Origin of the sequence: Streptomyces sp. NPDC058872 (assembly GCF_042743065.1) — a bacterium.
In the GTDB taxonomy this organism is placed as follows: Bacteria; Actinomycetota; Actinomycetes; order Streptomycetales; family Streptomycetaceae; genus Streptomyces.
In genome coordinates, this window is sequence record NZ_JBHYMK010000002.1 from 152,171 (window position 1) to 172,509 (window position 20,339).

The 20,339-nt window shown below is 73.9% G+C and carries 18 protein-coding genes; 10 read left to right on the top strand and 8 right to left on the bottom strand.

Annotation, left to right across the window (positions count from 1 at the left end; all coding sequences use genetic code 11):
* Positions 1-25 precede the first annotated feature (25 nt).
* Entirely contained in the window at positions 26-1,000 is a 975-nt protein-coding gene (locus ACFW22_RS02005) for a hypothetical protein (protein WP_386397438.1), read from the bottom strand.
* A 304-nt stretch (positions 1,001-1,304) separates the two neighbouring features.
* Between ACFW22_RS02005 and ACFW22_RS02010 the strand changes: the two genes are divergently transcribed.
* The 5 genes from ACFW22_RS02010 (at position 1,305) to ACFW22_RS02030 (ending at position 6,375) form a co-directional block, all read left to right on the top strand.
* Positions 1,305-2,804 carry an FGGY family carbohydrate kinase gene (locus ACFW22_RS02010; protein ID WP_386397440.1) on the top strand — a complete coding sequence of 500 codons (1,500 nt, stop codon included), beginning with the start codon at positions 1,305-1,307 and terminating at the stop codon, positions 2,802-2,804.
* Positions 2,805-2,884: 80 nt separating this feature from the next.
* Entirely contained in the window at positions 2,885-4,333 is a 1,449-nt protein-coding gene (locus ACFW22_RS02015) for an FAD-dependent oxidoreductase (protein ID WP_386397442.1), read from the top strand.
* Positions 4,330-5,535 (top strand): FAD-dependent oxidoreductase, encoded by a 1,206-nt coding sequence (locus ACFW22_RS02020; RefSeq protein ID WP_386397444.1) that lies wholly within the window; start codon positions 4,330-4,332, stop codon positions 5,533-5,535. The genes ACFW22_RS02015 and ACFW22_RS02020 overlap by 4 nt, the downstream gene beginning before the upstream one ends.
* A gap of 57 nt (positions 5,536-5,592) precedes the next feature.
* Complete coding sequence (locus tag ACFW22_RS02025; RefSeq protein WP_386397447.1) at positions 5,593-6,066, top strand: NUDIX domain-containing protein; 474 nt, start codon at positions 5,593-5,595, stop codon at positions 6,064-6,066.
* A gap of 63 nt (positions 6,067-6,129) precedes the next feature.
* Positions 6,130-6,375 carry a hypothetical protein gene (locus tag ACFW22_RS02030; protein WP_384877498.1) on the top strand — a complete coding sequence of 82 codons (246 nt, stop codon included), beginning with the start codon at positions 6,130-6,132 and terminating at the stop codon, positions 6,373-6,375.
* Positions 6,376-6,472: 97 nt separating this feature from the next.
* Here ACFW22_RS02030 and ACFW22_RS02035 read toward each other — a convergent pair whose 3' ends face one another.
* Both ACFW22_RS02035 and ACFW22_RS02040 read right to left on the bottom strand, forming a co-directional pair.
* Positions 6,473-6,883: a hypothetical protein gene (locus ACFW22_RS02035; protein ID WP_386397560.1), complete on the bottom strand. Its 411-nt coding sequence runs from the start codon at positions 6,881-6,883 to the stop codon at positions 6,473-6,475.
* 102 nt (positions 6,884-6,985) lie between these two features.
* Positions 6,986-8,056, bottom strand: coding sequence for an FAD-dependent oxidoreductase (locus ACFW22_RS02040; protein ID WP_386397563.1), 1,071 nt, complete (start codon positions 8,054-8,056; stop codon positions 6,986-6,988).
* 114 nt (positions 8,057-8,170) lie between these two features.
* Between ACFW22_RS02040 and ACFW22_RS02045 the strand changes: the two genes are divergently transcribed.
* A complete protein-coding gene (locus ACFW22_RS02045) occupies positions 8,171-8,767 on the top strand; it encodes a TetR/AcrR family transcriptional regulator (RefSeq protein ID WP_386397566.1) in 597 nt (198 codons plus the stop codon).
* 307 nt (positions 8,768-9,074) lie between these two features.
* On the opposite strand, the gene ACFW22_RS02050 is transcribed toward ACFW22_RS02045, so the two are convergent.
* A complete protein-coding gene (locus tag ACFW22_RS02050) occupies positions 9,075-10,280 on the bottom strand; it encodes a cytochrome P450 (protein WP_386397569.1) in 1,206 nt (401 codons plus the stop codon).
* A 442-nt stretch (positions 10,281-10,722) separates the two neighbouring features.
* On the opposite strand from ACFW22_RS02050, the gene ACFW22_RS02055 reads away from it, so the two are divergent.
* A complete protein-coding gene (locus ACFW22_RS02055) occupies positions 10,723-11,985 on the top strand; it encodes a D-alanyl-D-alanine carboxypeptidase family protein (protein ID WP_386397450.1) in 1,263 nt (420 codons plus the stop codon).
* 332 nt (positions 11,986-12,317) lie between these two features.
* Here ACFW22_RS02055 and ACFW22_RS02060 read toward each other — a convergent pair whose 3' ends face one another.
* Together ACFW22_RS02060 and ACFW22_RS02065 are read right to left on the bottom strand one after the other, a co-directional pair.
* On the bottom strand, positions 12,318-14,705 hold the full coding sequence (locus tag ACFW22_RS02060; protein ID WP_386397453.1) for an excinuclease ABC subunit UvrA: 2,388 nt from the start codon (positions 14,703-14,705) through the stop codon (positions 12,318-12,320).
* 90 nt (positions 14,706-14,795) lie between these two features.
* A complete protein-coding gene (locus ACFW22_RS02065) occupies positions 14,796-15,041 on the bottom strand; it encodes a DUF5133 domain-containing protein (protein ID WP_386397456.1) in 246 nt (81 codons plus the stop codon).
* Positions 15,042-15,182: 141 nt separating this feature from the next.
* On the opposite strand from ACFW22_RS02065, the gene ACFW22_RS02070 reads away from it, so the two are divergent.
* The 3 genes from ACFW22_RS02070 (at position 15,183) to ACFW22_RS02080 (ending at position 18,234) form a co-directional block, all read left to right on the top strand.
* Positions 15,183-16,220, top strand: coding sequence for an NAD-dependent epimerase/dehydratase family protein (locus tag ACFW22_RS02070; protein WP_386397458.1), 1,038 nt, complete (start codon positions 15,183-15,185; stop codon positions 16,218-16,220).
* Positions 16,221-16,539: 319 nt separating this feature from the next.
* Entirely contained in the window at positions 16,540-17,412 is an 873-nt protein-coding gene (locus ACFW22_RS02075; protein WP_386397461.1) for a universal stress protein, read from the top strand.
* Between the two features lie 138 nt (positions 17,413-17,550).
* Positions 17,551-18,234: a CAP domain-containing protein gene (locus ACFW22_RS02080; RefSeq protein WP_386397464.1), complete on the top strand. Its 684-nt coding sequence runs from the start codon at positions 17,551-17,553 to the stop codon at positions 18,232-18,234.
* 37 nt (positions 18,235-18,271) lie between these two features.
* Here the strand turns inward: ACFW22_RS02080 and ACFW22_RS02085 are convergent, their stop codons facing one another.
* Both ACFW22_RS02085 and ACFW22_RS02090 read right to left on the bottom strand, forming a co-directional pair.
* Positions 18,272-19,846 (bottom strand): sigma-70 family RNA polymerase sigma factor, encoded by a 1,575-nt coding sequence (locus ACFW22_RS02085; RefSeq protein WP_386397467.1) that lies wholly within the window; start codon positions 19,844-19,846, stop codon positions 18,272-18,274.
* 122 nt (positions 19,847-19,968) lie between these two features.
* Complete coding sequence (locus ACFW22_RS02090) at positions 19,969-20,262, bottom strand: hypothetical protein (RefSeq protein WP_386397470.1); 294 nt, start codon at positions 20,260-20,262, stop codon at positions 19,969-19,971.
* Between the last annotated feature and the right edge of the window lie 77 nt (positions 20,263-20,339).

Here is a 20,339-nt window from a genome sequence, read left to right on the forward strand (position 1 = left end):
GCGGGACTCGGCGGGCGACCGGGCGTCAGCCGCCGAGGCAACGGGTGCGGGCGCGCAGGAAGACCTCTTCGGCGAGTGCCCGGTCATCCGGCCGGGCGGTGCGGTAGGCCCAGGGAAGGGTCGTGTAGTACGGGCCGAGGGCCTCGAAGACACGGGCCGCATCGGTGAAGCACAGGGCGCCGAAGAGGGCGTGGGCCAGGTGGTTGAGGTCGAGCAGGGACGCCTCGTCGGTGGCACAGAAGAGGAACCAGGTGTCGAGGGCGCGCCGGGCGTCGCGCACCGCGTCCTCCGCGACCCAGTGCAGGTCGAGCGCCCGCTCGTGGCCGCGCTGGCGCCGATAGCGTTCGACGCGCACGTAGAGGGGCAGGGCGTGCAGGGCGGAGCCCATCGGAGCGGAATTGGCAGCCCATTGGGCGTAGTTGACGGCCTCGGAGAGGGGGCCTGGCCTGCGGGCGTACACGAACTGCAGCATCCGGTGGTGCGCCTCGCGGTTGTGCGGGTCGCGCTTCTCCGCCTCGGCGAGGAGGCCCCAGGGACCGGGCGGCAGCATGGGGGCCGGCGGGGCGAGCCGGTGTTCGGCCATGCGTTGGCGCGCGTCGAGGGCGGCGAGGGCGATGAGGCCGACCCAGGGCACGGGATCGGCGGGCGACCGGTCGGAAGCGTCCCGGCAGGCGGTCCAGGCCTCCTGCCAGAGTTCGAGGGTCCGGGCGTGACCGGCACGGTGGGCGCGGACGGCCCGTTCGACGGCGACCCGGCTGTGCATCACGGCGGCGGCGGGGCTCTCCGGCTGCTCCGCCTGCCAGACGGGAATGACGTCCGTGCCCGCGGCGACGGTGGCGAGCACCTGGGTGCGTCGGGTCCATGCGTCCCAGTCGGAGGTCTCGTCGAGCAGTCGGGCCATGGAGACCCAGCGGCCGGTGCGCAGGTCCTGCACGGCGTTCCGCAGGGCGTGGTCGTGCCCCGCGGGGTGGTAGACGGGCCGGAAGCCTTGCCCGGCCATCAGGGGGTGGGGCGTGGTGTGGATGACATGGGTCCTCGGTGGATGAAAGGGGGTGGTCAGTCCCCCGGCTGGCGTCCCGGCCGTTGATCGGCGATCACTATAGAGGCCTCTGGATGCGACCGGTCCACTTTCTTTTTTGACGGCAACTATCAAGCCATCGGCTAAATTTGACACTCCGTCAGTGAAGGCGGTGAACCTGACGTGGTTGATCTCCAGGACTTGACGGGGAACGCGGGACGGCGGCAGCCTGACCCCTTTCGGTGATCGGACGGTCACCGAGGGGTCAAGGGACGGGAGCAGGACTGTGGCGGGCGGAGCGGTACTCGCCGTCGACCAGGGCACGTCGGGCACGAAGGCCCTCGTGCTCTGCCCCGAACGCGGTGTCATCGGCATGGGAACGGCCCCGGTGAGGCCCCGCCACCTCCCCGGTGGACTCGTCGAGGTCGACCCTCGTGAGCTGTACGACTCCGTCGTCGCGGCCGGTCGGGCGGCACTGGCCGAGGCCGGCGCACCCGTCGTGGCGGTGGGCCTCGCCAACCAGGGCGAGACCGTCCTCGCCTGGGACCCCGTCAGCGGTGAACCGCTCACCGAAGCGCTCGTCTGGCAGGACCGCAGGGCGGCCTCCGTCTGCGCCGGCCTGGAGGCCCGTGCCGAGGAGTTGCACCGGCTCACCGGTCTTCCGGTCGACCCTTACTTCGCCGCCCCGAAGATGGCTTGGATCCGCCGCCACGCCACCGGTGCCGGCGTGGTGACCACCAGCGACGCCTGGCTGGTCCACCGACTCACGGGCGCGTTCGTCACGGACGCGGCAACCGCCGGCCGGACCGGTCTCCTCGACCTCGACGCCGTCGCCTGGTCGGACACCGCACTGGACCTGTACGGACTCGGTGCCGAGGCGCTGCCCCGGATCGTGGACTGTGACGCGCAGGTCGGCACCACGACCGCCTTCGGCCCCGCCCTGCCGCTCACCGGGCTCCTGGTCGACCAACAGGCGGCCCTGCTCACCCAGAGCGCGGACGATCCGGCCGCCGCCAAGTGCACCTACGGCACCGGTGCCTTCCTGCTCGCACAGACCGGTCCCGCTCCGCGGCGCACCGCATCCGGCCTGGTGAGCTGTGTGGCCTGGCAGCTCGGAGGCCACGTCACCCATTGTCTGGACGGCCAGGTGTACACGGTCGCGTCGGCCGTGCGCTGGCTCACCGACCTGGGAGTGGTCACCGGGGCCGAGGAGCTCGACGCCGTCGGCCACGGCGTGGCCGACGACGGGGGCGTCACCTTCGTTCCCGCGTTCGCCGGGCTCGCCGCCCCCTGGTGGCGGGGGGACGTCCGCGCCTCGGTCACCGGTCTGGGCCTGGACACCGGGCCGGGCCATCTGGTGCGCGCCCTGTGCGAAGGCATCGCCGCCCAGGTGGTGGAGCTCGCCTCGGCCGCCGCATCGGACCGGGGGGCACCGCTGACCGCGCTGCGCGCCGACGGCGGTCTGACCCGGTCGGCGCTCCTCATGCAGACCCAGGCCGATCTGCTGCAGCGTCCCGTCGAGGTCTCCTCGCTGCCCGACGCCACGGCGCTCGGGGTGGGAGCGGTCGCCCGGCTCGGCCAGCAGCCGGGACTCGCCCTCCGCGAGGCCGTGCCGGAGTGGAAGCCCTCGGCCGTGTACGAGCCCCGCATCTCGGGCGACGAGGCGGAGGAGCGGTTGGCCCGCTTCCGGGCCGAGGTGGCAGCGCTGGTGGAACGCTCGGGCGGCGGCCGGGAGGGGGCGGACCCGGGCGGCGGAGCCGGGACCGCGACCGGCGGGGCGGCATGAGCGGGGGGCCGGCCGGGCGGGGCCGTCCGAGCAGCGCACCGGCCCGGACGCGGTGCGTCCGCCGGCCCGAGGAGTCCCGCATGACCGTCACCCGGACCGGTCCGCTGCCCTCCGGCGCGGCATCGGAATACGACGTCGTGGTCGTCGGCGCCGGTGTGGTGGGCTCGGCCATCGCCCGGGCCCTGGCCCGCCACTCCCTGCGGATCGCGCTCGTGGAAGCCGCGGACGACGTCGGGGACGGGACCTCGAAGGCCAACACGGCCATCCTGCACACCGGTTTCGACGCGCGGCCCGGCACCTTGGAGGCGCGGCTGGTCCGCGAGGGGCACCGCCTCCTCACCGGATACGCCCGGGAGACCGGGATCCCCGTGGAACCCCTGGGCGCCCTGCTCATCGCCTGGGACGAGGAACAGCGGGCGACGCTCCCCCGCCTCGCGGAGAAGGCGGAGCGCAACGGCCACCGCACCACCCGCCTCCTCTCGCCCTCCGCGCTGGCCTCGCGCGAACCGCACCTCGGACCGGGTGCCCTCGGCGCGCTCGACGTACCGGGCGAATCGGTGGTCTGCCCGTGGACGACGACCCTCGCCTACGCCACCCAGGCCGTCCGTTCCGGGGTGGACCTGCACCTCGACTGCCGCGTGGAGAAGGTGCGCACCGGCACCCCGTACCACCGGCTCGTCACCCGGCGCGGAGTGCTGCGGGCGCGTCACCTCGTCAACGCCTGCGGCCTCCATGCCGATGCCTTCGACGCGCTCGTCGGCCGCGAGGACTTCGCCGTCACGCCCCGCCGGGGCCAGCTGATCGTGTTCGACAAGTTCGCCCGCGCGCTGGTCCGACACATCCTGCTGCCCGTTCCCGGCCCGCACGGCAAGGGCGTGCTGATCGCTCCGACGGTCTACGGGAACGTGCTGCTCGGCCCCACCGCCGAGGACCTCGACGACAAGACCGCCACCGGCACGACGGCGGAGGGACTCGCCGGCCTGCGCGAGCAGGGCGGCCGGGTGCTCCCCGCGCTGCTCGACGAGGAGGTCACGGCCGTGTACGCGGGGCTGCGGGCCGCCACCGGGCGGGAGGACTACCGGATCGCGGCCCATCCCGCGCTGCGGTACGTGACGGTGGGCGGGATCCGCTCCACCGGGCTCACCGCCTCCCTCGCCATCGCCGAACACGTCGTCGGGCTCCTCGCGGACTGCGGTCTCGGCCCGGGGCCGGAGCGTCCGCTCGCCGAGCTCCGGATGCCGAACCTCGGCGAAGCCTTCCCCCGTCCCTATCGCGATGCCGAACGCATCGCGCAGGAAGCGGAGTTCGGAAGCATCGTCTGCCACTGCGAGCGGGTCACCCGGGGAGAGATCCGGGCCGCCCTCGCCTCGACGATCCCTCCGGGGGACCTCGACGGGCTGCGGCGCAGGACACGGGCTCGCGGCGGACGGTGTCAGGGCCACTACTGCGGCGCGGAAGTGCGGGCGCTGTTCGAGGGCGCGCCGATCGACGGGCGTCGTCGGGCGCGGTACGGGGAGGAGGGACGTTGAACCGGACCGTGGACGTCCTCGTGGTGGGCGCGGGACCTGCCGGGCTCGCCGCTGCCGCCCGGCTCGCGGACACGGGCGCGGGCCACGTGGAGGTCCTGGAACGGGAGGCGGTGGCGGGCGGGACCCCCCGCCACTGCCTCCGCACGGGGTTCGGCGCGGACGCGTCGGGGCGTGCCCTGGACGGCCCGGCGTACGCCCGGCGTGCCGTGCGGGCGGCGCTGCGCGCCGGGGCGGTCGTGCGCACCGGTACCTCGGTCACCGGCTGGGCCGGACCGCTCGCCCTTGACGTCACCTCCCCCAGCGGTCTCGAACGGATCCGGGCACGCGCCGTGGTCCTGGCCACCGGGGCCCGGGAGCGGCCCCGCAGTGCCCGACTCGTCCCCGGCACGCGGCCGGCCGGCGTGCTGACCTCGGGCGAGCTGCAGCGAACGGTCCTGCGGTTCGACCGGCGGGACGGTTCCGTCGGCCGGCGGGCGGTGGTCGTCGGTGGCGGCCCGGGAGCCCGCGGTGCGGTCCGGACCCTCCGCGGGGCAGGGCTGGAGGTGGCGGCGGTGGTCACCGAACTCTCCGTCCCCGCACCCGGGCTCCGGACGGTCCCGGTCCTCGCCGGAACGGTCGTGACGGAGCTGCTCGGACGCGAACGGCTGACCGGGGTCGCGGTCCGGGGCGCCGACCGGCGGACGGGCGTGCTGGGCTGTGACACCGTGGTCTTCACCGACGACTGGATCCCGGACCACGAGCTGGTCCGGTCCCGTGGGCTTCCCCTCGCGGGCGGAAGCCGGGGCCCGCTGACGGACGGTCGCTTCCGCACCGCGGCCCGCGGCGTCTTCGCCGTCGGCAACCTCCTGCGCGGGGTGGAACCGGCACTCGTCGCCGCCGCCGAGGGGCGGTCGGTCGCGGGAGCGGTGCACGAGCTGTTCGACGGCCGCCCCTGGCCCTCCGGTGGCGTACCGGTGACGGCGCTGGGACCGCTGCACTGGGTCTCTCCCGGTCTGCTCGGCCCCGAAGCCGCGCCCCTGCTCGTCCGCGCGGAACGACGGCTCGTGCGTCCGGTGCTGACGGTCGCCCAGGACGGGGTGCTGCTGCGGAGGGAGCGCCTGGGCGGCACCCTGTCCCCCTGGCGTTCGGTGCGACTCGGACCCCGGTGGACGGGCCGGACGGACCCGGCAGGTGGCCCGGTGACGCTCGGCGCCGAGGAATAGCGGGTGGAGCGCGCCCGGAAAGCTGCGGCAGCAGGGGACCTCGACGAGACTGGACGCATGTCGGACAAGCGCAGTGCGGGCCTCCTCCTCTTCCGCCGTGCAGCGGATGGCATCGAGGTGCTGATCGGGCACATGGGCGGACCGTTCTGGGCGAACCGCCAGGAAGCGGCCTGGTCCGTCCCCAAGGGCGAGTACGCGGCCGGCGAGGCCCCCGAGGCCGCGGCCGCGCGCGAGTTCCGGGAGGAACTGGGGCTGCCGGCGCCCGACGGCGAGTGGCTCGCCCTCGGGGAGGCGCGCCAGCGGAACGGCAAGGTGGTCACGGTGTGGGCCGTCGAGGGGGACCTCGCCCCCGACGCCGTCGTGCCCGGCACCTTCACCATGGAGTGGCCGCCCGGGTCCGGGGTGCCGGAGGAGTTTCCCGAGATCGACCGGGTGGGCTGGTTCACCCCGGAAGCCGCCGCTCCGCTGCTCGTGTCCGGCCAGCGGGTCTTCCTGGAGCGACTGGCGGAGCGGCTCGGCGGTCGGGCCTGAGCCCGATTGTCAGACCCGCACGAGAGGGTGGTGGGCTCCGATACCGTCGAGAGGGAGCCCGGCATGACCACCATCACCGTCCACGAGCGCGCGGCGGCCCAGGCGTACCTGCGACTGCTCGAATCCACCCGGGCCGTGTTGACCGACCCCGGACTCGCCCCGTACGCGGGGGTGATGCTCACCCGCCCCATGGCGGAGGCGGACCGGGCGCTGCGCGCCGCCGGACTCGCCGGGAACGAGGCGCGGCTGTTGCGGCTGGTCTCCGCCCTGCGCGCCTCCCCTCCGACCTCCCGGGACCGAACCGGGTAGGAGCCCGTCCGATCGGTCATCGGTCGGTGCACACGGTGGTGGAGCCCATCGAGGCGCCCCGGCCGTCCTCGCCGGCCGCATCGGCCTCGGCTCGGGCCTACGACGCTTGCGCCGGCTCCGCTGGGCCTCGCCCGTCCTCGACGTGGACGACGTGGAGTTCGGTGCCGTCCCGGTGTCGCTTGGAGCGTCCGAACAGCCCGACGGCGATGTGCGACCGGCCCTCGGGCTCATCGGGACCGACATAGGTGAGGACGTCGTCGTGGTGCCCGGTGACGACCCATCCCTCGACGTGCTCGGGGTCGATCACCCCGAAGTCTCCTGCCGAAGAGCCTGCGCGCGCCGGGCCGAACTTCTTCATGAGGTCGGTGGCCTGTTCGGCAAGTTCCCCTTCCGGAGCGGTCAGCACGACACACGTGCCGTGCTCGAACAGCACCCATGACTTGCGGGGGTCGGCGAGAAGCCGCTGCCAGACGTCTATCAACATCTCGGTGTTCACGCTGCCCATCATGGCGCAGCGCACTGACACGGGGTGGCGATCGACCGACGGCTACGGGGCATGCGCCGCTCCTGAACGTGCGGGGCGGCCCCACCCGCCCGAGGCCGGCTCCGCTCAGCCCGGCAGGAGGCGGGCCGCCGTGTCACGGAGCCAGGTGTGCTCGGTGGACACGAAGCGGTGGAGGCTGCGGGAGGCGAAGGCGACCCGCTGGGCGCTGCGGCGCCGTTCTCGATCGTACGCACGCAGGGCGGCCGGGAGACCGGTGCGGCCGTGCTGGACGACGGCGCGGGCCAGAGCCTCTGCGTCCAGGACGGCCGTGCAGGCGCCCTGGCCCAGGTTGGGCGTCATGGCGTGGGCCGCATCACCGACCAGGGCGACCCTTCCGCCGCGTCCGCCCGAGCCGCCCCGTCCGTCGTGGACGAAGGTCGGCAGGGCCGGGGACAGGTGCCGCATCTCGTAGCAGAGCCAGGAGCTGCGGTCGGTCTCGGTCAGGATGCGGGGGATGGGGTCGTGCCAGCCCTCGAAGAGGTCGGGCAGTTCCGCGGCGGTGGTGCCTTCGGGCACGGCGGCGTACCAGTTGGTGCGGCCCGGCTCGACCGGGGTCAGGCCGAAGAAGCGGCCCTTGCCCCAGGTCTCGCCGTGGACGCCGCCGGCGAAGTCCGCGATGCCGATCCAGGCGGTCGAACCCACCCCCCGGGGAGCGCTGTCCGCTCCGAACCGGGCTGCCCGTACGGCGCTCCGCAGACCGTCGGCACCGACGAGCAGGTCGTGCTCGGCCGAGAGTGCGGTCACGTCGACGACGTTCTCCCCGAGCGCGACGGTGACGCCCCCCAGGGCGGCCAACTCGTCCGCCAGCGCATCGATGAGGTAGGGCCGGGAGATCAGCAGTTCGGGCCGCCCCGCCTTGCGTTCGACGCGCTCCAGCGGAAGCCGGGCCAGCACCCGCCCGTCGGGGGTGCGGACCTGCGCGCAGCGGTACGGCACTGCACGACGGCGTACCGCCGCGCCGACGCCGAGGCGGTCGAGGGCGTCCTGCGCGGTCGGATGGAGGGCGAACGCGGTTCCGTAGCGCTCCAGTTCGGTTCGACGCTCCAGGAGCGTCACCCGCCAACCCGCCCGGCGCAGCCCGATTGCCGCTGCCAGCCCGCCGACTCCCGCCCCCACCACAACGACCGATCCCGTCATCACGCCCTCGCTCCCGTATCCGTGGATCCATGCCACCCCATCTGTGGTACCACAGATGGGGTACCACAGATGGGGTATCGTGGGCAATGCGTCGAGGAACGAGGAGAAGCAACGCTGAACGGGAACCGCCGAGACCTGCTGGGCGACGCCGCCATCGAGGTCCTGGCCGCCGCAGGCGGACGGGGTCTGACGCACCGGGCCGTCGACACCGCAGCCGCAGTCCCCCTGGGCACCACGAAGAACTACTTCCCGACCAGGGACGCCCTGCTGCGCGCCGCGGCCGAGCGATGCGCGGAGCAGTACCACCGGACGGCCGCAGAGCTGATGCCCGGCGGCACCGAACCCACGGACCGCGAGGCCCTGGTGGGCCTGCTCGCCGGGCTGCTCCGGAACGTCGCCGGCCCCGGCCGCCCCCGCATGTTGGCCTATCTGGAGCTACAGGCCGAGGCGGCCCGCAGGGACTGGCTCGCCACCATCCTCGATCCGATCGCGGCCGCCGACTTCACCGGTTTCGCACGGGCCCAGCGCGCGGCGGGCCTGCCCGTCACCCCCCAGCGGGCCGTGGCCGTCACCCTCGCGTTGCACGCCGTCATCCCCCACCTCCTCACCGGAGGCACCCGCACCCTGGCCCAAGCCGGGTTGGACGACCTCGACCGGTTCGTCCGCGACCTCCTGGACACGGTGTACCCGCAAGAAACCGCACCCCGGTGACGGACGGCCTTCTCCACGCCGGGTCGGCGACGCAGAGGGACGCGGACGACTGCGAGGGAGAGCATCACGTGCGTCTGGGCTGCGGCCCCCCGTCCCACGCTGCCTCGTGCTCGACGCGCCGGCACGCGAAGCCGCGTCGCCGAGAAGTCGACCCGTAGGACTCGCTCCGCACCGGGAAGGGGCGGGGAAGTCCGCACCGTGTGAACGGCGCGGCGGAAAGCGGCGGCGGCGCCGGGGCGCGGATCGCCCCGGCACCCTGCGGGCCCGTTGCCCGTTCGTCGGGACCGGCGCTTCGCGGTCGGTGCGTTCAGCCCCCGAGACGGACGGGGAGCGCCCGGACGCTGTTGCCGACGAAGCCCGCGTGCCGGGCGAGCTCCGCCTCGGGGACGGCCAGGTCGAGATCCGGGAAGCGGGTGAAGAGCGCCTCCAGGGCGATCGCGGCCTCCATCCGGGCGAGCGGCGCACCCAGGCAGTAGTGGGGCCCGTGACCGAGCGACAGGTGCTTCACGGACGGCCGACGGCTGAGGTCGAAGCGGTCGGCGTCCGGGCCGTGGGCCTTCGTGTCGCGGCCCGCGGCGGAGTATCCGGCGAGCACCGGGGTGCCCCGGGGGATGAGGGTGCCGTCGACGGTGAGGTCCTTGGTGGGATAGCGGAACGGGAAGTAGCTGACGGGGCTGTCCCAGCGGAGCGTCTCTTCCACCACGTCGGCCCAGCCGGCACGGCCCTCGACGACCAGGGCGAGCTGCTCGCGGTGGCCGCAGAGCGCCCGGACCGCATTGGTGACCAGGTTCAGGGTGGTTTCATGACCCGCGATGATCATCAGGAGCAGGGTGCCGATGAGCTCGGACTGGCTGAGCCGGTCGCCGCCCTCGTCCCGGGCCGCGATGAGGGCACTGGTGAGGTCCTCACCGGGGGCCGCTGCCCGGGCGGCGGCGATGGAGGCCAGCAGCTCGACGAGCTCCCGGTTGGCGGCGACGACCCGCTCGGGTTCGGTGTCGGTCGCGACGACCAGGCTGGAGAGGTGGTGCAGCCTGTCCTGGTGCGCCGGGGCGACGCCGAGGAGTTCGCAGATGACGCCGAGGGGCAGCGGCAGCGCGTAGTGGCGGCGCAGATCGGCGACCCCGTCGGCGGCGCGGGCGGCTTCTGCGAGTCCGTCCAGCAGTCCCGTGGTGACCGCTTCGACCCGCGGGCGGAGCTCCTCGACCCGGCGGGCGGTGAAGGCACTGCTGACCAGGGTGCGCAGTCGACGGTGGTCGACCCCGTCGGCGGTGGTCATGCCGGGCACCGTGGCGAAGGTCAGCAGCGGCCAGCCTTCGGGGATGCGGCGCTCGGCGAGGGCCGTGAAGTGCTGGGGGCCCTTGGCGACGTCGGGGTGGGAGAGGAAGTCGCGCAGGGCGTCGTGGCCGAGCACCGCCATGCCCTCGATCTCGCCGGGAAGGACCACCGGGGTGACGGCGCCCCCGGCGAGCAGTCGGGCGTTGTCCGCGTGCGGGCAGCCGCCCGCCGGATCCATGCGGTGCGGGGATCCACCGGGCTGCGGGGTGGTGTGCGGTGTGTTCAAGGGAGGGGCTCCTGCCTGAGGAGGGAGGGGACGCCGGGCGTGTGACGGGCGGCCGACCCCCTGGTCGAGCCCGGGACGCTTCGACGTGCCAGCGGTGAGATCCTACGGTCAACGACGCCCGCCTCCTAGGGAGTTGTCTGGAGAGAGCCGTGGTCCCGCTGGTCGCGGCGCCGGTCCGGAAGGACGGCGCTGCGGTCCGGACGAGGGCCGCGGCGCCGTTGTGCCCGGCGCCGCGGCCGGGTGGTACCGGTCCTCTCCGCCACGGCCGCCGGGGCCTGTCCGCGTCCGGACGCCACCCGGGCGGACGCACGACGCGCCGCCGTACGCCACGGCCGCTAGTCCGGTCGGCGCACTCCGATCTGCACGCTCCGCGCCTCCTTCTTACGGTGGCTGAATGATCGTCACGTCAGCTGTCCGTCAAGCTGCCGCCGGTACCGCGGCGCTGCTGTTCGTGCTGCCCGTTCCGGCGGCCACGGCCTCCCCCGTCACCCCCGTCTCGCACGGCGCGGCTTCGGTCGAGGAACCCACGCCCCCCGTGCGCCGGTTCGTCGACCCGGCCCGGCTCGACCGGAAGGGCGTACAGGTGCAGGGGGCGCCGGGCGCCCCTGCCGTGCCCTCCGTCTCCGCCCTGTCCTGGGTGGTGGCGGACGCCTCCTCGGGCGATGTGCTCGCCGCGCGGAACGCCCATCGGAAGCTGCCGCCGGCCAGCACCCTGAAGGCGCTGTTCGCCTTGACCGCACTGCCCCACCACAAGCCCTCCGAGCAGCACACCGTGGCCGATTCCGAGCTGACCGGAATCGGTGCGGGCAGCAGCCTGGTCGGAGTGAAGGAGGGGTACACGTACAAGGTCTCGGACCTGTGGAACGGCGTCTTCCTCAGCTCGGGGAACGACGCCGTGCACGTGCTGGCCGCCATGAACGGCGGTTGGGATTCCATGGCCCGGCAGATGCAGGAGAAGGCCCGCGCGCTGGGCGCCGAGGACACCCACGTGGTCTCCCCGGACGGCTACGACGCCCCCGGCCAGGTGTCCTCGGCGTACGACCTGGCGGTCTTCGGACGTGCCGGGCTCCAGGACCCCGCGTTCGCGCGGTACTGCTCGACGCGGTACGCGGACTTCCCGGCGGGTTCCTGGTCGTACGGCATCGCCAACACCAACCGGCTGCTGACGGGAGAGAACGGCGTGACCCGTTACCCGGGGCTGCTCGGGATCAAGAACGGCTACACGAGCAACGCGGGCAACACCTTGATCTCAGCGGCCCGCCGGGGCGACCGGACCCTGGTCGTCTCGGTGATGAATCCCCAGGCGGGCGGTGGTTTCGCCGTGTACGAGGAGGCACGGGCGCTGCTCGACTGGGGTTTCGAGGCGTCCGGGCAGGTGCAGCCGGTGGGCACGCTGGCTCCGGCACGGGCGAAGGCCACGGCCGAATCGGAGGCCCGGGCCGTGGCAGTGGCCCGTGACGACCACGGGGTCCGGGCCGCGGGTCCGGCGCCCCGGGCCGGGGCGGAGCCGATGTCGGTCGTTTCTCCCCGGAAGACCTCCGGGGAGTCGGAGGAGCCCGGTCCGTCGGCCTGGCTTCCCCTGGCGCTGGTGGGCTCGGCCTGCGGGGCCGCGCTCGCCCTGTGGGGGTGGCGGCGCTGGGCGGGCCAGCGGGCCTGACCCCTGCGCCATCGAGGACCGCCGGTCGTGCGGCGCCACTGGAGACATCGAACCGGGGTCGTGCCGGCGACGGTTCGGTGGGCGCCGCACGGTCCGGCTGCCGGCCCGCGGGAGAGCCGTTCGGGAACCGGTCCGCACGGCCCCCTGCGGTGAGGGAAGGGTGCGGTGACGGACACCGCACCCGCCGACGGGACGGAGGGTGCGGCCCGGGGCGAGGAGGAGCGGGCGGTGCATGCGAGCGGGCGGTGCCCCTGCCCCGCACTCCGTCACGCCGACGGACGGCGGGCGCCCCGGCGTGGGCCCCGGGCCCCGGACGGCAGGCACGGTTCCGCTCAGGCGCCGACGTACTCCGCGAGGTGCTCTCCGGTGAGGGTGGACCGGGCTGCGACGAGGTCCGCCGGCGTGCCTTCGAACACGATCCGACCGCCGTCGTGGCCGGCGCCGGGGCCGAGGTCGATGATCCAGTCGGCATGGGCCATGACCGCCTGGTGGTGCTCCACGACGATGACGGACTTGCCGGAGTCGACGAGGCGGTCGAGCAGACCGAGGAGTTGTTCGACGTCCGCGAGGTGGAGGCCGGTGGTCGGCTCGTCGAGGACGTAGACCCCTCCCCCGTCACCCAGGTGCGTGGCCAGCTTGAGCCGCTGCCGCTCGCCGCCGGAGAGCGTGGTGAGCGGCTGGCCGAGGCTCAGGTAGCCGAGGCCGACGTCGGCCAGCCGGTCGAGGATCCGCTGCGCGGCCGGGATGCGTGCCCCCTCGGAGCCGAAGAACTCCACGGCTTCGGTCACGGACATGGCGAGCACCTCGCTGATGTCCCGGCCGCCGAGGAGGTACCCGAGCACCGAGGGCTGGAACCGCTTGCCCCCGCAGTCCTCACAGGGGGAGGAGACGCCCGCCACCACGCCGAGGTCGGTGTAGATGACGCCCACGCCGTTGCACGTGGGGCAGGCACCCTCGGAGTTGGCGCTGAACAGCGCCGGCTTGACGCCGTTGGCCTTGGCGAAGGCCTTGCGGATCGGGTCCAGCAGCCCGGTGTAGGTGGCGGGGTTGCTCCGCCGGGAGCCCCGGATCGCCCCCTGATCGACGGAGATCACGTCCTCCCCCGCGGGGAGCGAGCCGTGGACGAGCGAGCTCTTGCCGGAACCGGCGACCCCGGTGACGACGGTGAGCACCCCGAGCGGGACGTCGACGTCGACGTCCCGGAGGTTGTGCACCGAGGCACCCCGGATCTCCAGGGCTCCGGTGGGCCTGCGCACCGTCCCCTTCAGGGCCGCCCGGTCGTCGAAGTGGCGGCCGGTGACGGTGTCGGCGGCGCGCAGCTCTTCCACGGTGCCCTCGAAGCAGATGGTGCCGCCGTCCGTGCCGGCGCCGGGACCGAGGTCCACGACGTGGTCGGCGATCGCGATCGCCTCCGGCTTGTGCTCCACGACGAGCACCGTGTTGCCCTTGTCGCGGAGCTGGCGGAGGAGGCCGTTCATCCGTCGGATGTCGTGCGGGTGCAGTCCGATGGTGGGCTCGTCGAAGACGTAGGTGACGTCGGTGAGCGCGGAGCCGAGGTGGCGGATCATCTTGACGCGCTGTGCCTCGCCGCCCGACAGCGTGCCCGAGGGTCGGTCCAGGGAGAGGTAGCCGAGGCCGATCTCCACGAACGAGTCGAGGGTCGACCGGAGTGCGGTGAGCAGTGGCGCCACGGAGGGTTCGTCGAGCTCGCGGACCCAGGCGGCGAGGTCGTCGATCTGCAGGGCGCAGGCATCGGCGATGCTGATCCCTTTGATCTTGGAGGCTCGGGCGCCCTCGCTGAGGCGGGTGCCGTCGCAGTCGGGGCAGGTGGTGAAGGTGACCGCCCGCTCGACGAACGCCCGGACGTGGGGCTGCATTCCTTCCTTGTCCTTGGCCAGGAAGGACTTCCGGATGCGCGGGATCAGACCCTCGTAGGTCATGTTGATGCCGGCGATCTTCATCCGGACCGGCTCGTGGTGCAGGAAGTTCCGGAGTTCCTCGGCGGTGTACTCGCGGATCGGCTTGTCCCGGTCCACGAAGCCCGACTCGCTGTAGAGCCGGTGGTTCCAGCCGCCCGCGGTGTAGCCGGGAACGGTGAGCGCGCCGCCGGCGAGCGACTTGGCGTCGTCGTAGAGCTGGGAGGGGTCGATGTCCGAGACCGTGCCCCGCCCCTCGCACCCCGGGCACATGCCGCCGGTCCGCTCGAAGGTCGCCCGCTCCGTCTTCTGGTTGCCGCGCTCGACGGTGATCGCGCCGCTGGCCCGGACCGAGGGGACGTTGAAGGCGTACGCGCTGGGCGGGCCGATGTGCGGCTCCCCGAGGCGGCTGAAGAGGATGCGGAGCATGGCATGGGCGTCGGTGGCGGTGCCGACCGTGGAACGGGGGTCGGCGCCGAGGCGCTGCTGGTCGACGACGATCGCGGTCGTCAGGCCTTCGAGCACGTCGACCTCGGGGCGGGCGAGGCTCGGCATGAAGCCCTGGACGAAGGCGCTGTAGGTCTCGTTGATCAGACGTTGCGACTCGGCGGCGATCGTGTCGAACACGAGGGAGCTCTTGCCCGATCCGGAGACGCCGGTGAACACCGTGAGGCGGCGCTTCGGGATCTCGACGTTGACGTCCTTGAGGTTGTTCTCCCGGGCGCCGTACACACGGATCAGGTCGTGCCGGTCGGCGACATCGGGAACGGACGTGGACACGTCCGTCCGCAAGGCCTTGCTCATTCGTGGTCTCCAGCTCTCGCGCGGTCCCTGACAGCGGGCCCTCCGCGTCGGCCCGTGGACCCGTCGTGCAGCGGGGCGGAGGCCCTGCGGTCACGCTAGTGGCGGCACCGGGGCGGCGCTTCTCGATTTCTGATCTCCACCCGCCGTCACATAGCGCTCGGCAGCGAGGACGGCCTGGCGTGCGGTGCGTTCTCCCATGAGGACGCACAAGGTGTACGCCGTGTCCTCGAAGCGCCGACGGGCCGACGGGTCGCACGGCCTGCTCAACACCGTCCGCTCCTGGTCGCGGAAGTGCCGCAGCAACCGGTCGACCGCGTTCCTGTCGGGCAGCAGCATGGGGGTCTCCTGTCTCCTGGTGCGGTCCATCGTCGCGGTCGGCGGCCACGTCCGCGACCCATGCGGACACGCTGGGTGACCGAACTCCCGTCACGGGCCGTCGGCGTGCGCTCCGGCTGCTCATGGCGGAGGGTCGGAACCATGAACCCGAGCACGATTTCGCGCGTGGTCGTCACGGGCGCCACCGGCAACGTGGGGACGAGCCTGGTCCGGCTGCTGGCACGCGAGCCGACCGTCGGCTCGGTCCTCGGGATCGCCCGGCGCCGCCCGGACCTGGCCCTCCCGGGCGTGGAGTGGGCCGAGCTGGACCTCTCCCGCGAGGGGGACGAGCCCCGGCTCGCCCAGTACGTGGCGGATGCGGATGCGGTCGTCCACCTGGCCTGGCGGTTCGGCCCGACCCACGATCCGGTGGAGACCTGGCGGACCAACGTCCTGGGCTCGGTCCGCCTCTTCGAGGCGGTGGCGGCGGCACGGGTGCCCGTCCTGGTGCACGCCTCGTCGGTGGGCGCGTACTCCCCCGGCCCCGAGGGCGGCGCCCCGGTGTCCGAGGCCTGGCCGACGCACGGTTGGCCGGGGGCCGCGTACACCCGGGAGAAGGCCTATCTGGAACGGGTGCTCGACACGTTCGAGCGGGACCACCCGTTGACCCGGGTGGTCCGGATGCGCCCGGCTTTCCTGTTCAAGGAAGAGGCGGCGAGCGGACAACGGCGGATCTTCGCGGGCCGGTTCTTCCCCGGACAGCTGGTGCGCCCCGATCTGCTGCCGCTGCTCCCGGAGTTCACGGGCCTCCGCTTCCAGGTCCTGCACACCGAGGATGCGGCCGACGCCTATCTCAGGGCGCTCCTCCGGGACGTCCGGGGGGCGTTCAACCTCGCCGCGGAACCGGTGGTCGACGCGGCGTTGCTGGGGGACCTCCTCCACGCCCGAACGGTCAAGGTGCCCGCAGCGGCGGTACGGGGGGCCCTGTCCGCGGCCTGGCGGCTGCGGCTGGCCCCGGCCTCACCGGGACTCTTCGACGCGCTGCGCCACCTCCCGCTGCTCGCCACCGAGCGGGCCCGGCGGGAACTGGGGTGGGAACCGTCGACCAGCTCCCTGGAAGCCCTGGAGGCGTTCCTGCGCGGGGTGCGTGCGGGCACCGGCGACGAAACGGCCCCCCTGGCGGGCCACCGCATCGGCTGACGGCCGTGGTCTCCCCCGGCAGGAAAAGGTCCCGGTCGGGCACCGCCCCGGAAGGTCCCGGCGCGGTGCCCGTGGGCCCGGCGCGCCGCACGGGCGGGGTCCCGGCAGCGCGACACGGGGGCACCGTCCCGAGGGCGCCCGCGTCCGGGACGCCGCTCCCCACCCGCACCACCGGCACCTCCGCTCCGGGGACGGGGGCCGGACGGACCGGCGGGTCGGGACGTCCGGCCCTCTCCGCGCACCGCCGTTGGACCCAGAATGGGGTGCAGGAGGGCCAGCCGGTCGGCGGGCCCGTCATCGCACCGACGGAGGCAGCCCGATGAGTCGTGAGATCGTCGCAGGAGTCGACGGTTCCCCGGAGAGCCTGGCCGCGGCGGACTGGGCCGCCCGCGAGGCCGAACACCGGGGGCTCGCGCTGCGACTCGTGCACGCCTGGCGCTGGGAACCCCTCGACCTGCCCCTCGTCCAGGACCCCGAGACCCAGCAGCGTGCGGCCCGTGCCGTCCTGCACGAGGCCGAGGCCACCATCGCGCAGCGCCACCCGGGTCTCACCCTCACCGCAGAACTGCTCCCCGACGTCCCGGTCGCCGCGCTGCTCGGCATCGGGGAACGGGCCGAGATGCTGGTCATCGGCTCACGCGGGCACGGGGCCGTCACCGGTTTCCTGCTGGGCTCGTACGGGCAGCAGATCATCGCCGCCGCCTCCCGTCCCGTCGTCGCCGTCCGGTCCCGTGACGGCGAGCCGGCCGAACCCCCCTCGGGGTACGTGCTCGTCGGCCAGCTCGGCAGCCCGGAGGACAGCGCTGCGGCACTCGGCTTCGCCTTCGAGGCCGCCGCGGCGCGCGGGGCGTCGGTGCGGGCCGTGCGGGCGTGGAGCCTGCCGCCGCTGTACGCGTACAGCCCGGCGTCGATGCGGCTCGCGGACGAGGCCGGCGGGCTCGTCCCGTACGAGGAGAAGGAACTGCGCGAGGCGCTGGCGCCCTGGCGGGAGCGGTTCCCCGACGTACCGGTGATCGAGCACGTCGAGCTGGGCAGCGCCGGACAGGTCCTGCTCTCCGCCTCGGGCGGTGCCCAACTGCTGGTGGTCGGTCGTCGGGCTCGCCGAGGGGCCCTCGGCCCCCGGATCGGTTCCGTGGCGCATGCGGCGCTCCACCTCGCGCCCTGCCCGGTGGCGGTCGTCCCGCAGGGATGACGGCTCCGGGAGGTCGTTGACGCGCCGCGTTGACGAGGAGTGTCGGACCGGTCGGGGACGGAAAGTGTTACCGCCGTCGCCCCGGTGGCCGTCCCGGCACCGGTCCGTCCGGCGACCTCGGCGAGAGAGCGGAGCTCCATGCGGCACCACGACCGTCCCGAACACCCCGAACGCCCCGAACACCCCGGGAACCGCGTGCGCCCCGAGCCCCCGGGGCGGCTCCGGGCGGTGAGGGGCTCCGGTGGCCGGCGCCGCAGAGGCGGTGGGGGGCGACGGCACGCGTCGCACCGCCCGTCGTTCCGCGCCGCGGTCCTGGCCGTCGGCAGTGCGGCCGCGGCGCTCACCGTGGCGACCGGAACGTACGTGGCCGCCCCGGCGACCGGCACGACGGTGGTCTCCGCTTCCGCCCCGGAACGGCCGACGGCGGTCGGCACCACCGCCCGGTACGTCCAGGACGTCGTCGCCCTGGCCAACGCCGAGCGGAAGAAGGCCGGTTGCAGTCCGCTCCGGTCCGTGCAGCGGCTCCGGAGGGCCGCCCAGGAGCACTCCGACGACATGTCCGCCCGCGGATACTACGAGCACCACAGCCCGGAGGGCCGGGACGCGGGTGACCGGATGAGCAGCGCCGGTTACACGTGGTCGTCCTGGGGGGAGAACATCCATCGCGGGCCGAAGACCCCGGCCCGGGCCATGAAGGACTGGATGGACAGTCCCGGCCACCGAGCGAACATCCTCAACTGTGCGTTCGAGGACATCGGCGTCGGAGTGACCCTCAGCACCAACGGCCCCTGGTGGGTACAGGACTTCGGCACCAGACGCTGATCCCGTGCCCCCGGTTCGGCCGGGCCCCCGCCCCGGCTCAGGAGGCGGGAGCGGCGAGCTTCTGCACCCAGATCGTGCCGCCGGGACCGGGCACCGACGCCACGCCGGTGTCCCGGTAGCGGCAGTTCAGCATGTTCTCCTCGTGCATCGCGCCGTCCCGCCAGTCCTCGACCACGGTCGACGGGTCCCTCACCCCCCGTGCCAGGTTCTCGGCCCAGGCGCTCCACTCGTACCCGACCGCAGTGATCCGGGCGTCCGCGAAGTCGCCCTCGGGGCTGCTGTGACCGTAGTAGCCGCGCGCGACCATGTCCCGGGCGTAGTCACGGGCGGCCCGGACCAGCCGGGGGTCGGTCCGCAGCGCCGGGCAACCGGCCTTCGCACGCAGCTGGTTGACCAGTGCGGTCACCTGCTCCCCCGGTCCGGGCGCGGGCGGGGGCGGCGTGGTGGCCCGGGGGGTCGGGGGGGTGGTCGTCGGCGCGGGAGGGGTGGTGGTGACCACCGGGCTCGGCGGGACCGGGGTCGGGACGGTCGTGGGCGGAGGGGCGGCGACCGTCGACTCGGGCTTGAGTCGCGCCTCAGGTTCGGGCGGTGCAAGGAGGACGACCGCCCCGAGGACGGCGACGGCCGCGGCCCCGGCGGCGGTCGCGCGCCGCATCGGGTTCCATCGGCCGTCCCGGGCGGGGGCACGGTGGGCGGGGCCGGTCTGCCCGGAGGTTCCGTGCGGGGAGGAGGGGGCCGCGCGCCCGCCGTCCGGGGGGACGGCGGGCGCGGAGTGTTCCGGAGGGGGAACCTGCGCGTGCGCCGCGTACTCCGTCGCCGGCCCGTGCGTGGATGCGGCAGCGGCCAGCGGCGGCACCAGGCCGATCCCGACGAGCAGGCCCTCGACGGGGGCGAGGCCACGGCGACCGGTCGCGCGGGAGGTGCAGGCGGCGCAGGCCCGCAGGTGGCGGGCGATCCTCTTACGCCAGAGCGGCGAGGGGCTGCCGTCCCAGGGTTCCAGGATCGTCGCCAGCTCCGGGCACTGCGGGAGGGCGTCCAGGGCCCGCACCACGGCACGTCCGGTGTCGAGGCGCTCCTTCATCCGCTGCACGCGGACGGCAGCGTGCCGCGGGGGGATGCCGAGGCCCTCGGCGAGCTCGGCGCGGGTGAGTTCACCGGCGGCCTCCAACCACCACAGGGCGAGGAGATCAGTGTCGTCCTCGTCGAGCCAGCGGGTGGCGCGGGCCACGTCGCGGCGCTGCCCGGAGAGGCCGAGGCGGAGGATGGTGAGCTCGGTGAAGTCACCGGCCGGATCGGCGAGGTCCGCGACCCGGTCGAGACCGGGCACGGGCGCCTGTCGCTTCTCCCGCCAACGGCGCCGTATGCCGTTCATGGCGATGGCGACCAGCCAGGACCGGAAGCGGGAGGGATCGCGGAGACCGCCGAGGCCGTCAAGGGCGCGGACCATCGTCTCCTGGACGATGTCGTCCGTGTCGGCGTGGCCGTCGAGGGCGCGGCCGACGATGTTGTGGACGAGCGGGAAGTGGGCACGCACCAGCTCGTCCTTGGCGCGCGCGTCACCGGCCCTGGCCGCCTCCACGAGCACGGTGGTGCGTCGCTCGTCGCTGTGCATGGCTCTGCTCCCTCATCCCTGGGTCCGAGTCCCCCTTCCTGCGGAGACCCGTGGGCTCGGGAGGAATAACACTTTCTTCCGGTGCGTCTCGCGTCCGGTGCTCCGGTGCCCGGCGCGGGACCCTACACCGGTGGTGCGGCGGGCAGGGTCGGGACGGTGGCCCCGTTGCCCTTCCGAACCGCTGCCACGACGGCGTCGTGCAGGTCGCGGCTCTCCTCCTCCGATGCGCACGGAACCGGACTGCCCGACATGGTGAACCAGTCGGACGCGCCGCTGTACTGCACGGCCACGCGTGCTTCGCGCTCGGCCCACGTCGTGTGCACGGTCAGATCGCCCGTGACGACGCCGGCCTCGTCGGTCAGCACCCCACCTCGCCCGGTGTAAACACCGGCGGTCGTCCAAGATGCCCAACTCATCCATCCAGGTTCACACCCGGAATCCATCTGCGCCACTGACGGGACCGCCCCGGCCGGAGGAGTTCCGGCCGGGGCGG

Excerpts from the sequence above, each read along its gene's own strand:
- ACFW22_RS02055 (WP_386397450.1), top strand. The coding sequence starts at position 10,723 with ATGATCGTCACGTCAGCTGTCCGTCAAGCTGCCGCCGGTACCGCGGCG.
- ACFW22_RS02050 (WP_386397569.1), bottom strand. The coding sequence starts at position 10,280 with ATGGATCCGGCGGGCGGCTGCCCGCACGCGGACAACGCCCGACTGCTC.
- ACFW22_RS02090 (WP_386397470.1), bottom strand. The coding sequence starts at position 20,262 with ATGAGTTGGGCATCTTGGACGACCGCCGGTGTTTACACCGGGCGAGGT.
- ACFW22_RS02075 (WP_386397461.1), top strand. The coding sequence starts at position 16,540 with ATGAGTCGTGAGATCGTCGCAGGAGTCGACGGTTCCCCGGAGAGCCTG.
- ACFW22_RS02005 (WP_386397438.1), bottom strand. The coding sequence starts at position 1,000 with ATGGCCGGGCAAGGCTTCCGGCCCGTCTACCACCCCGCGGGGCACGAC.
- ACFW22_RS02070 (WP_386397458.1), top strand. The coding sequence starts at position 15,183 with ATGAACCCGAGCACGATTTCGCGCGTGGTCGTCACGGGCGCCACCGGC.
- ACFW22_RS02080 (WP_386397464.1), top strand. The coding sequence starts at position 17,551 with ATGCGGCACCACGACCGTCCCGAACACCCCGAACGCCCCGAACACCCC.
- ACFW22_RS02065 (WP_386397456.1), bottom strand. The coding sequence starts at position 15,041 with ATGCTGCTGCCCGACAGGAACGCGGTCGACCGGTTGCTGCGGCACTTC.
- ACFW22_RS02035 (WP_386397560.1), bottom strand. The coding sequence starts at position 6,883 with ATGATGGGCAGCGTGAACACCGAGATGTTGATAGACGTCTGGCAGCGG.
- ACFW22_RS02040 (WP_386397563.1), bottom strand. The coding sequence starts at position 8,056 with ATGACGGGATCGGTCGTTGTGGTGGGGGCGGGAGTCGGCGGGCTGGCA.
- ACFW22_RS02085 (WP_386397467.1), bottom strand. The coding sequence starts at position 19,846 with ATGCACAGCGACGAGCGACGCACCACCGTGCTCGTGGAGGCGGCCAGG.
- ACFW22_RS02030 (WP_384877498.1), top strand. The coding sequence starts at position 6,130 with ATGACCACCATCACCGTCCACGAGCGCGCGGCGGCCCAGGCGTACCTG.
- ACFW22_RS02060 (WP_386397453.1), bottom strand. The coding sequence starts at position 14,705 with ATGAGCAAGGCCTTGCGGACGGACGTGTCCACGTCCGTTCCCGATGTC.
- ACFW22_RS02025 (WP_386397447.1), top strand. The coding sequence starts at position 5,593 with ATGTCGGACAAGCGCAGTGCGGGCCTCCTCCTCTTCCGCCGTGCAGCG.
- ACFW22_RS02015 (WP_386397442.1), top strand. The coding sequence starts at position 2,885 with ATGACCGTCACCCGGACCGGTCCGCTGCCCTCCGGCGCGGCATCGGAA.